Origin of the sequence: Azospirillum agricola (assembly GCF_017876095.1) — a bacterium.
GTDB classification, from domain to species: Bacteria; Pseudomonadota; Alphaproteobacteria; order Azospirillales; family Azospirillaceae; genus Azospirillum; species Azospirillum agricola.
Map to the genome: position 1 here is coordinate 63,598 of NZ_JAGINM010000003.1, position 11,224 is coordinate 74,821.

The 11,224-nt window shown below is 72.4% G+C and carries 3 protein-coding genes; all 3 read right to left on the reverse strand.

Annotated features, from left to right (window positions below; all coding sequences use genetic code 11):
- Positions 1-4 precede the first annotated feature (4 nt).
- A complete protein-coding gene (locus J2847_RS04835; RefSeq protein ID WP_209777410.1) occupies positions 5-1,645 on the reverse strand; it encodes a cyclic peptide export ABC transporter in 1,641 nt (546 codons plus the stop codon).
- A 67-nt stretch (positions 1,646-1,712) separates the two neighbouring features.
- On the reverse strand, positions 1,713-9,215 hold the full coding sequence (locus J2847_RS04840) for a non-ribosomal peptide synthetase (RefSeq protein ID WP_209777412.1): 7,503 nt from the start codon (positions 9,213-9,215) through the stop codon (positions 1,713-1,715).
- Between the two features lie 73 nt (positions 9,216-9,288).
- A complete protein-coding gene (asnB, locus tag J2847_RS04845; protein ID WP_209777414.1) occupies positions 9,289-11,220 on the reverse strand; it encodes an asparagine synthase (glutamine-hydrolyzing) in 1,932 nt (643 codons plus the stop codon).
- Positions 11,221-11,224: the final 4 nt, after the last annotated feature.

The following is an 11,224-nucleotide window of genomic DNA, read 5'->3' on the forward strand; positions in this document are numbered from 1 at the left end:
GCGGTCAGTGCGCGACGCCGCCCAGCGGCACCGGGGACAGGCGGCCGTCCTCCATGTGCAGATGGACGTCGGCTGTGTCGAAATACTTGTCGTCGTGGGTGATGGCCAGCACGGTGATGCCGGCCTGCCGCAGGCGGGGCAGGATGACGCGGTAGAACTTCTCGCGGAAGCGCGGATCCTGGTCGGCGGCCCATTCGTCGAAGACGCAGATCGGGCGCTTCTCCAGCAGCGACACGATCAGCGCCAGCCGCTTGCGCTGGCCGCCCGACAGCCGGGTGGTGCTGAACCGCCGGTCGCGCAGGCTGGATTTGTGGCTCATCTCCAGCAGCCTGAACAGCTCGTCGGCCTCGGACTGGTCGATGTCCGGCACGCCGTACAGCTCGGTGAACAGGTGGTTGTCGGAGAAGATGACCGAGAACATGTTGCGGTAGGCCGCCAGATTCTCCGGGCCGATGCGCTCCTCGTCGACGCGCAGGGCGCCGTCCACCGCCGGGTAGAGGCCGATCAGCAGGCGGATGAAGGTGGTCTTGCCCGATCCGTTGCCGCCGGTGATGAACACCACCGTGCCGCGCTCGATGGTCAGGTCGATGGGGCCGACCGCGAAGCCGGAATCGCCGGCCGGGGCGTGGTGGCGGAAGGTCAGGCCGTCCAGCACGATCCGCCGGAAGCCGTGGAAATGGTCGGCCTGCCGGGGATCCCCGTCGCGGTCCACGTCGATGCGCGACAGCCGCTCCTCCAGCTCCAGGATGCTCTCGGCGGCGGTGTTGGCGTTGGAGAAGATGGGCAGCGCGCCGACCACCGTGGAGACCGGGCCGATCATGAACAGGCTGGCGGTGGTGGTCATCACCACCGATTCGACGTGGGACTGGCTGAGGCTCGGCACGACGAACACCATCAGGCCGGTCAGCAGGAAGAAGGTCACCTGCGACATCACGAAGTCGTTGGCGTACAGGGTCTGGGTGCGGATCTTCAGGGTCGCCACGTCGGACGACACATGGGCCACCCGCTGGGCGATCTCCAGCGAGCGGGTGGTGCTCATCTTCACCTCCTTGAAGCCGTCGAGCATGTCGGTGAAGCCCTCCACCAGCTCGTTCTCGCGCGCGAAGGCTTGCCGGAGCTGGGCCTTGACCTCGCCCGAGCGCGCCAGATGGATGGCGGCGCCCAGCGTGGTGAAGGCCGCCGACAGCAGGAAGGCGGCCATCGACAGGGTCAGCATGTACAGCATGGTGAAGAGCACCAGCACCGCCGACTGCACGGCGATGATGATGTTGGGGGCGGCCTGGGAAATCACCTGGGTCTCGCGGCTGAGGCCGGCGTAGATCTCCGAGCGGCCGATCTCCTCGATCTCCAGGAACTCGGCGTGGCGCGCCCGCTCCAGCAGCCGCACCCGCAGCCGGTGGATCAGATGCTCCACCTGATTGCACACATCCACCATCAGCCGCTTCTGGGTGACGACGAAGATGGCGATGGCCAGCGAGAACAGCAGCAGGTTGTGCAGGTTGGACTGCTTGCTCGACACGTTCTGGGCGGCGACGTTGATGGTCGCGAGCACGGCGGCGTTGGCCAGCCCGGAGATCGCCGCCAGCAGCAGGAAGCGGAAGCGCAGGACGTCCGCGTCGCGCCGGAAGAGGGCTAGGAGTTTCATGCGGGCCGGGATCTCCGGAGGAACACGGGAAGGGAAGGGGAAGGGCCGGGAGCGTCCGGCCCCTCTTTCAGTCGGCGTGCAGCAGCGCGTCCAGATCGTCCAGGGACAGCCCCTTGTAGGTGAAGTCCGACGGCGTCGCCTCGCTGCCGCTCCGCGAGACGCAGTGGCGGACGATTTCGGCGAGGGCTTCGAGGAAGCCGTCCAGCAGCCCCTGCGCCGTCTCGCGCCCCACGGCGCTGTCGTAGTCCAGCCCGACCGTCAGCGCCCCGTCCACCACCATGGCGAGGATGTCGAGCGGGTGAGGGCGGCGGACCCGCGCGCCGAGCGCCCGGCCCGGCGCGTCCCAGTCGATGGCGAATCCCCCGCCCGGCTGGCCGGCAGCCGTGACGCCGCCCATCACGCCGCCCATCACGCCAAGGAAGTTGAAACCGATCTGGCCGGCCAGCGGCGCCAGTCCCGGCCCGGCCGGATGGCGGGTCAGCAGGCCGTAGCTCCAGCCCCGGTCGGGCACCTGCCGCAGCGACTCCTTGACCCGCTTGACCAGCGTGCCGATGTCGCCGGCCCCGCCGCCGTCCGTCCCGGAATCGAGCAGGAAGGGGTAATGGGCGGTGAACCAGCCCACCGTGCGGGTCAGGTCGGGAAGCGGAGCGGCGTCGCTGCCGGCGGCTGGCCATTCCCGGCCGTGGGATTCCAGCGTCACCAGCGTGCGCCGGCGGTCCAGCCGGCGGCTCAGCGCCAGCGCCAGCCCGGACAGCAGCAGGTCGTCGGTCCGCGTGCCGTAGGCGCGGTGGGCCGGACCCAGCAGCAGGGCGGTGGTGTCGCGGTCCAGCCGTCCCGAGACGCTCGCCATGTCGGCCATCCGCACCGCCGCGCGGCCGGGCGGCACCACGGCGAGCGGCTCGGGCGGGGCCACCGCATTCCAGTAGGCCAGCGCCCCGCTCCAGCCGGCGCCGCCGGCCATGTCGGCCAACGCCCCCGTGTAGTCGCGGTAGGAGGCGGTCTTGTCGGGAAGCGCCAGCACCGTTCCGGCGAGGGCGGCGGCGTAGGCGGTGTGGACGTCCTCCAGCAGGATGCTCCACGACACGCTGTCCACCACCAGATGGTGGGCGGCCAGCAGCAGCCGGTCGCAGGAGGCGCCGCGCGCCAGCAGGGCGGCGAACAGCGGTCCGCTGTCCAGCCGGAAACCGGCGTGCAGCCGGTCGGCGGCGGCGGCCAGTTCCGTGTCCTCGTCGGCGCCCGGTTCGGCGCCCGGTTCGGCGCCCAGCTCGACCAGCGTCAGGGACGGCCCGCCGTCGGGCGGCAGGATGACCGGGTCGGGCAGGGAAACGCCGTCCGAGGCCGCCGGAAAGACCGTCCGCAGGGCGTCGTGATGGCGCCACAGGCTGTCGAGCGCCTTGCGGAGCGCTTCGGCGTCGAAACCCGCCGTCGCCCGCAGCAGGACGCCCTGGTTGAAGTGATGGCGGTCCTCGTCGACCGTCTCGAAGAACCAGCGCTGGATCGGCGCCAGGGGCACCGGCCCGCTCACCGGCCCCTGGTCGGCGCGCAGCTTCAGCGGCTTCACCACCTGGGCGAACTGGGCGACGCTGGGATTCTGGAAGATGTCGCGGATCTCCGCCCCCAGCTCCAGCCCGCGCAGGCGGGAGACGATCTGGATGGCGCGGATGGAATCGCCGCCCAGCCCGAAGAAATCATCGTCCACGCCGATGTCGCCGCGTTCCAGGATCGCCCGCCACACCTCCAGAACCACCTGTTCCACCGGGGTGGCCGGATCGCGCCTGCTGGCCGCCGCCGGAGCGGCGGGGGCGGGCAGGGCGGCGCGGTCGAGCTTGCCGTTGACCGTCACCGGCAGCGCGTCCAACGGCACCAGATGGGCCGGCACGGCGTGGGAGGGCAGCCGGCGCGACAGATGGCGGCGCACCGCCACCGGTGTCACCGCGTCCACCCGTGGCACCGGACCGGCGGCGAACAGCCGCTCGTAGAAGGGGCTGGCGCGGAAGCCGTCGCCGAAATGGGCGCTGGCCACCCGGAACGGCACCGCCTCGGCGTCCTGGCGCTCGATCCGGCCGGTGACGGTGAAGTCGGGGTTGAGGCCGTTGCCGCATAGGCTGCGGGCCACGGTGAAGCGGACGCGGTCGCCCGGCCGCACCGCGACGCCCGCCTGGTCCAGGGCCTGGTCCAGCGGCAGGTAGACCGGCAGCCAGCTTCCCGGATTGTCGAGGATGTCCACCACATGGTCGGCGTCGACGTGGAGCTGGAGCCAGACCAGCAGGCCGGTGACCGGCCCGGCCCGCTCGATGACCAGCTCCCCGTCGTGGACGGCCTCCAGCGGCACGAGGCCGGTGTGGTCGAGATCCTCGAAGATCCCGGCGGTGGAAAGGATCGCCTCGCGCGGCAGGTTCTTGACGCAGACCCGCAGGTCGAAGGGGCGGCCGACCTCGGCGAAGATCCGCTCCACGTAATGGGCGGCGATGTCGGGGAAGCCGTAGGCGAAGCTGCCCTCCGGCAGGCCGACGGCGGCGATGCGGGTCAGGCTGCGCTGCGGCAGCATCCGCGCCGGATCCTTCAGGAAGCGGCGGGCGCCGTTGATGATCTTCGCCGCCCCCTCCGAGCCGCCGATGGCCCCTACGATCTCGGAGATGCAGAAATCCACCGGTTCCGGCAGCGTGATGGACTGCGCGTCGCCGTGGATCACCTCGATGCGGTCGGACAGGCCCAGCCGCTCGACGGTTTCCCGCGCCTTGCGCGCCGTGCTTTCCAACAGGTCGATGGCGTAGACCTTGCGGGCGCCGGCCTCCAGCGCCAGCCGCGCCAGGATGGCGAAGGGGCCGGTGCCGATGTCCACCACCGTGCGGCCCGGCAGATGGCGGGCGAAGGCGTCGCGGTAGCGGCGGTTGCGGCCCTCGTCGCCGGCCATGCTGGAATAGGCGACGTCGTCGTAGACGAAGAACTCCGCCACCGAGGGCCACAGCTCCACCCGTGCTTCTGGGCAGTAGTAGGCGGCCAGCGCCTGGGAGCCGTCGGCCCGCGTGACGGTGGCGACGGCGGCGTCGCGCACGCCCGGAACGCCGCGGAGCGCCTGCTCGACCTCGCCCAGCTCGATGCGGTGGCCGGACACCTTGACCTGCTCGTCGGCGCGGCCGAGGAAATCCACCGCGCCGTCGGGCCGCCAGCAGGCGAGGTCGCCGGTGCGGTACAGCCGCTCGCTCCAGGGGGCGGTGACGAAGCGGGCGGCGGTCTGCGCCTCGTCGCCCCGGTAGCCGCGGGCGAGGCCGGCGCCGCCCAGATGCACCTCGCCCGGCACGCCGACCGGCACGGCCTGACCCGCCCCGTCCAGGATGTGCAGGCTGGTGTTGGGCAGCGGCCGGCCGATGGGGATGCGGACGAGCGCCGCGTCGGCGCCGCTCACCCGGTGGATGGTGGCGCAGACCGAGGCCTCGGTCGGGCCGTAGGCGTTGAAGGCGCGCAGGCGGTCGGCGTAGTGGGTCAGGTCGGCCACCGGCGCCGCCTCCCCCGCCGTGATCAGCACCTTGAGGGTCGGCATCGCCGCCCGCTCCAGCGCCCGCAGGTAGGTGGGCGGCAGGGTCGCCACGGTGGTGCCGCTGGCCGCCAGGAACTCCAGGAAGCGCGGCACCGATTCGATGACCGCCTTGTCCGGCAGCACGACGGCTCCCCCGGCGAACAGGGCCATGAAGATGTTCGCCAGCGAGGCGTCGAAGGAGGGGGAGGCGAATTGCAGCACCCGGTCCCCGGCCCCCAGCCCGAAGGTCTCGATCTGGCCCAGCGCCATGTTGACGAAGCCGGCATGCTCGACCATCACCGCCTTGGGCTGGCCGGTGGAGCCGGAGGTGAAGATGATGTAGGCCACCTCGTCCGGCGCCACGGCGGGGAGCGGAAGGTCGGGGTCGGTGGCGCCGGGATCCAGGAGCGGAGCCACCGCCAGGGCCGGCGGGCTGCCGGGCGGGAGTGCCACCTCGTCGCCCGGCCGGTCCACCAGCACCAGCCGGCATTCGGCGCGCTCCAGCATGGCGGCGAGCCGGACGGCGGGATAATCGGGGTCGAGCGGCACATAGACCGCGCCGGCCTTCAGGATCGCCAGCAGGGCCACCACCGATTCCACCGAGCGGTTGGCCAGCACCGCCACCCGGTCGCGCGGCTCCACGCCCTGGCTGGCCAGCGTCCGGGCCAGCCGGCCGGTCGCCGCCTCCAGCGCGGCGTGATCCAGGCTGCGGTCGGCGCCCACCAGGGCCGGGCGGCCGGGGTGGCGGGCGGCCACCTCCGACAGCAGGGCGGCCATCGACAGGGATGGACGGTCGGCGGCCGGGCCGGCCGCGAAAGCGGCGATGGCGGCGCGCTCGGGGCCGCTCAGCAGGGGCAGGGTGCCGACCGGTGTGTGGGGGGCCAGCGCCGCCCCCTCGGCCAGCACCGCGAAATGGTCGCAGATCGCCGCGATGCGCGGGGCGTCGAACAGGTCTTGGTTGTAATTGAGATCCAGCACCAGCTCGCCGCCGTCGGTCTGGAAATGGAACACCAGATCGTAGCGGCTGAAGTTCCAGGCGTTCTCCGGCCCGAACGGCCGCGCCGCCGCGCCGTCGAGGGCGAGGTCGATCGCTCCGAAGGTCTGGACCACCACCATCACGTCGAAGACCGGCGAGCGGCTCATGTCGCGGGCGAGGTCCAGCTCGCCGACCAGACTGTCGAAGGGGTAGGACTGGTGGGCCAGCCCGTCGGCCACCGTGCGGCCGACCGCCGCCAGCAGGTCGGCGAAGGGGGTTTCGGGCTCCACCCGGTCGCGCAGGGCCAGGGTGTTGACGAGATAGCCGATCTGCCCGTCGAGGTCGGGGTGGTCGCGCCCGGCGACCGGGCTGCCGACGATGATGTCGCGCTGGCCGCTGTAGCGGTGCAGCAGCGCCTTGGTCAGCGCGGTCAGGGTGGCGAACAGGGTGGCGCCGTGGGCCTCGGCCAGTTCCAGAAGGCGGCCGGTGGCCTCGGCCGGCAGGCGCAGGCGGCGCGTGGTGCCGTTGAAGGTCTGCACCGGCGGTCGCGGCCGGTCGGTGGGCAGCTCCAGCACCGGCAGCGGACCGCCGAGCCGGTCCAGCCAGTAGCGGCGGTCGGCCTCCAGGGCGCCGTCCGCCAGCCGTCCGGCCTGCCACGCCGTCGCGTCGCGCTGTTGGATCGGCAGCGGAGGCAGGCCGGGGTCGCGGCCCTGGGTCAGGGCGGCGTAGACCGTGGCCAGCTCGCGCACCAGCACGCCCAGCGACCAGACGTCGCTGACGATGTGGTGGATGTTGAAGAGGAAGACGTGGCGCGGCGTGCCGTCCCCGGCCCCATTGTCGTCGGGCAGGCGGGCCAGCACGGCGTGGAGCAACGGCCCGCTTTCCAGGTCGAACACATGCTCGCGGTTGCCGGCGGCCAGCCGGTGGGCCTCCTCGTCCGGCCGGGCGTGCCGGCGCAGGTCGATCGTTTCCAGCCGCCAGGGCAGGTCGGCATGCACCACCTGCCGGGCCTGCCCGTCCTCCTCGCGGAAGCTGGTGCGCAGGGAGTCATGGCGGCGGATCAGGGTCCGGAAGGCCTGCTCCAGCGCGGCGGCGTCGACCGGTCCGCGCAGCTCGTAGGCTTCGGGCAGGTTGTAGGCGGTGGGGGCGATGCCCATGCGGTCGAGCCGCCACAGCCGCGCCTGGGCGGGCGAGGCCGGGTGGCTGGGGGCGTCGGGCACGCGCGGGATCGGCTTGGGGGCGGACGGGCCGCTGGCCTTGGCGCGGTCGATCAGGGCGGCGAGTTCGCGGATGGTGGAGTTGGCGAAGAAGTCCTTCAGCGCGACCTCGACGCCGCAGGTCTGGTAGATCTCCAGCACGGCGCGGATCGCCCGCAGGGAATCGCCGCCGAAGGCGTGGAAGCGGGTGGTCACCCCGGCGTCGGCGATGCCGAACAGCCCGTTCCACACGGCGGCCAGCGCCTTCTCGGTGGCGGTTTCCGCCGGGACATAGCCGCTTTCCTGGTAATAGAGCGCTTCCGGCCGCGGCAGGGCCTTGCGGTTCAGCTTGCCGCTGATGGTGGTCGGCAGGTCGGCCAGGGCGATGAGGGTGTGCGGCTGCATGCCGGACGGCAGGATGCGGTCGAGCGCCGCCTTCACCGTGTCCGCCGGCAGCGGGTCGGAGGAGCCGTCGGCGCGCACGTAATAGCCGGCCAGCAGCGGGCGCTGGTCGGCGCCGGCATGGACGGCGCAGGCCGCCTGCGCCACGCCCGGCACCTGCCGCAGGGCGGCCTCGACCTCGGCCAGCTCGATGCGGATGCCGCTGATCTTGACCTGGTTGTCCTGGCGGCCCAGGCATTCGACGGTGCCGTCGGGCAGCAGGCGGCCGAGGTCGCCGGTGCGGTAGATGACGTCCGGCTTGTCGGGGCTGAGGGGGTTCTGGACAAAGGCGGCGGCGGTCAGCTCGGGATCGCCGAGGTAGCCGAGCGAGCGGTAGGGCGTGCGGATGTGGATCTCGCCGATCTCGCCGGCGGCGCAGGCGCGGCCCTGGTTGAGGATCAGCACGGCGGTGTTGGGCAGCGGCTTGCCGATGGGCAGCACGCGGCGCGGGTCGCCGGACAACGCGCCCACCCGGTGGAACAGCTTGGCCAGCGTGGTTTCCGAGGGACCGTAGAGGTTGACCAGCTCCGCCCCGCCGCCGGCCACCGCCCGCCACGCCGCCACGTCGGCGCCCAGCAGCGGCTCGCCGGCGACCAGCAGATGGCGCAGATGGGGGAACGGGGCTTCGGCCGGGGCGCGGTGCTCCAGCTCCCGCACCAGCAGCCGCAGCACGGTGGGCACGCAATGGACCAGGGTCAGGCGGGAGTCCGCCATCCAGTCGACCAGCCGGTGGGGCTGGCCGCGCAGTTCGGGCGCCGGAACGCAGACGGTGCCGCCGGCCATCAGCGGCACCAGCACGTCGCGCAGGCTGACGTCGAAGGTGATCGGGGCCAGCCAGGAGCCGCGCGTCTCCGCCCCGAGCCCGAACTCGGCCAGCTCCCAGCGCAGGAAATGGCTGAGGCCGCGCTGCTGGCCCAGGATGGCCTTGGGCTGGCCGGTCGAGCCGGAGGTGAACATGACGTAGCAGCCGTCGCCCGGCCCCACGGCGACGCCGGGGTTGTGGTCGGGCTGTTCTCCGGCCGGGCCGTCGGCCGCCAGGATGACCGCTTCGGCCCCGGCGGCGGCGAGGCGCGCCTCCAGGGCGGGGCGGTTGGCGGAGTCGGTCACCACCACCCGGCAGCGCGCCTTGTCCAGATAGGCGGCCAGCCGGCGTTCCGGCAGGTCGGGCGGCAGCGGCAGGAAGGCCGCCCCCGCCTTGCCGGTTCCGAGCAGGGCGGCGATGCAGCCGATGCCGGGATCGAGGAACAGCCCGACGATGCCGGCGCCACCGCCGACCGCGCCGCCCGTCACCCCATGCGCCGCCAGCGCATGGGCGACGCGGTTGGCCTGCCGGTTCAGGGCGTCGTAGGTGATGCTTCGCCCGGCGGTCTCGACGGCGACGGCCTGGGGGCGGCTCTCGGCCTGGAACTCGAACTGCTCGAAATAGGCTTGGCGCTGCATCACACGGAAACTCCGTCAGGACTCGTAGGGCCGCCGAGGCGGGGCTGGAATGCGGAAATGCGGGGGAAGGGCCTCACCAGTCGGCCTCCATGTCCGCTCCGGCGTCGGCCGGTTGCGGTTGCGGGGCGGCGGTTCCGCCGAAGGCCGGCAGGTCGAAGGCGTCGAGGAACAGGCCGAAGGTCAGCACCACCATCAGCAGGTCGTCCTCGAAGGTCTGGTTGAGGTCGCGCCCCGGCTCGCGGTGGAGGCGCTTGAGGCGCTCCACCGTGCCGGGGTCGAAATAGCCGTCGCGGCGGATGCGCTCGGGCGACAGCAGTTCCTCCACCAGCGGCACGCCGTGGCGCAGCAGCGCGGCGCTGCTCGGGGCGACGAAGCTGAACTTCTTGCGCTCGACGATCTCCGGCGGCAGGTAGCGGCGGGCCAGCCGCTTCAGCAGGTGCTTTTCCTCGCCGCCATGGACCATCAGGGCGGGGGGGATGCGGCGGGCCACCTCGATCACGCCGATGTCGAGGAAGGGATAGCGGGCCTCCACCCCGTTGGCGAAGGCCACCCGGTCGCCATGGTCGGCCAGCAGATGGTCGGCCATGCGCAGCTTGAAATCGAGGTAGGAGCGCTTGTGGAAGGCGTGCCGCCCGGCCAGCCGGGCGACGTCCACCGGCGGCCGGTCCAGGCAGTCGAAGCCGGGGAAGCGCGCGGCCACGGCCGGGGAATAGAGGGCCCGCTTGATCTCGGCCGCCGCCAGATAGTTCTTCTCGTAGAAGAATCCCGCGTCGCCCCACAGCCGCTGGCGGAGCTGGGATTCCAGCAGGGCGTCGAGGTCGGCGGGGTCGGCGTCCGTCTCCCGGTGCTGGTCCAGCCGGTAGCCGACATAGCCGCCGAACAGCTCGTCGGCCCCCTCGCCGGTCAGCACCACCTTCAGGCCCCGCTCGCGCACCATCCCCGACAGGATCAGCGAGCAGGCGTTGTAGGATTCCCGCAGGGGCGCCTCGGCGTGGCGCACGATGTCGGCGAGATGGGCGTGGATCTGCTCCGGCCCGACGGCGGTCTCGTGGTGGAGGCTGCCCAGCCGCCGGGCCATCAGGCGCTGGTGGGGGCTCTCGTCGATGCGGCCGTCCCGGAAGGTGATGGAGAAGGTCTGGCGCCGCTCGCCCGGCGTCAGGTCGGCGGCGATGGCGGCGATCAGCGAGCTGTCCAGCCCGCCGCTGAGATAGGCGCCGACCGGCACGTCGGCCTGGAGCCGGTAGCGCACCGCCTGCCGCAGGGCGGCGTCCAGCTCCTCCACCCAGGAGTCCGCCGGACGGCTGTCGTCGATGGCGCCGGCCTCGGGATAGTCGAGGTCCCAATAGACCGAGCGCCGGCGCGCGCCGCTGGATTCCACCACCAGCACGGTGCCCGGCTCCAGGCTCTCCACCCCCTCGAACAGGGTGCGCGGGCTGACCGGGCCGGGGAAGGTCAGGATCTGGTCCAGCCCGGTCAGGTCCACCCGACGCGGCACCGCCGGATGGCGCAGCAGCGCCTTGATCTCCGACCCGAAGACCAGCCCCTCGGCGGTGTCGGCGAGGAACAGGGGAGCGATGCCGACATGGTCGCGGCCCAGCACCAGCCGGCGGCGGGTGAGGTCGTAGACGGCGAAGGCGAATTGCCCGTTCATGCGGGCGGCGAACTCCGGCCCGTATTCCTGGTAGAGGGCCGGCAGCACCTCGGTGTCGGCGCGGGTGCGGAAGCGGTGGCCGCGCCGCTCAAGCTCGGCGCGAAGCTCCCCGTGGTTGTAGATCTCGCCGTTGCACACGGAGACCACGGTGCCGTCGGCGCTGAAGACCGGCTGGTTGCCCGCCGCCAGATCGACGATGGCCAGCCGGCGGAAGCCCAGGCCGATGCCGGGGGCGGTGAAGAAGCCCTCGTCGTCGGGGCCGCGATGGACCAGCGCCTCGGCCATGGCCGCCAGTCGGTGGCGGGCCACCGGTTCCGGATTGCCGGGGGTGAAGAGTCCGAGAATTCCGCACATCGGC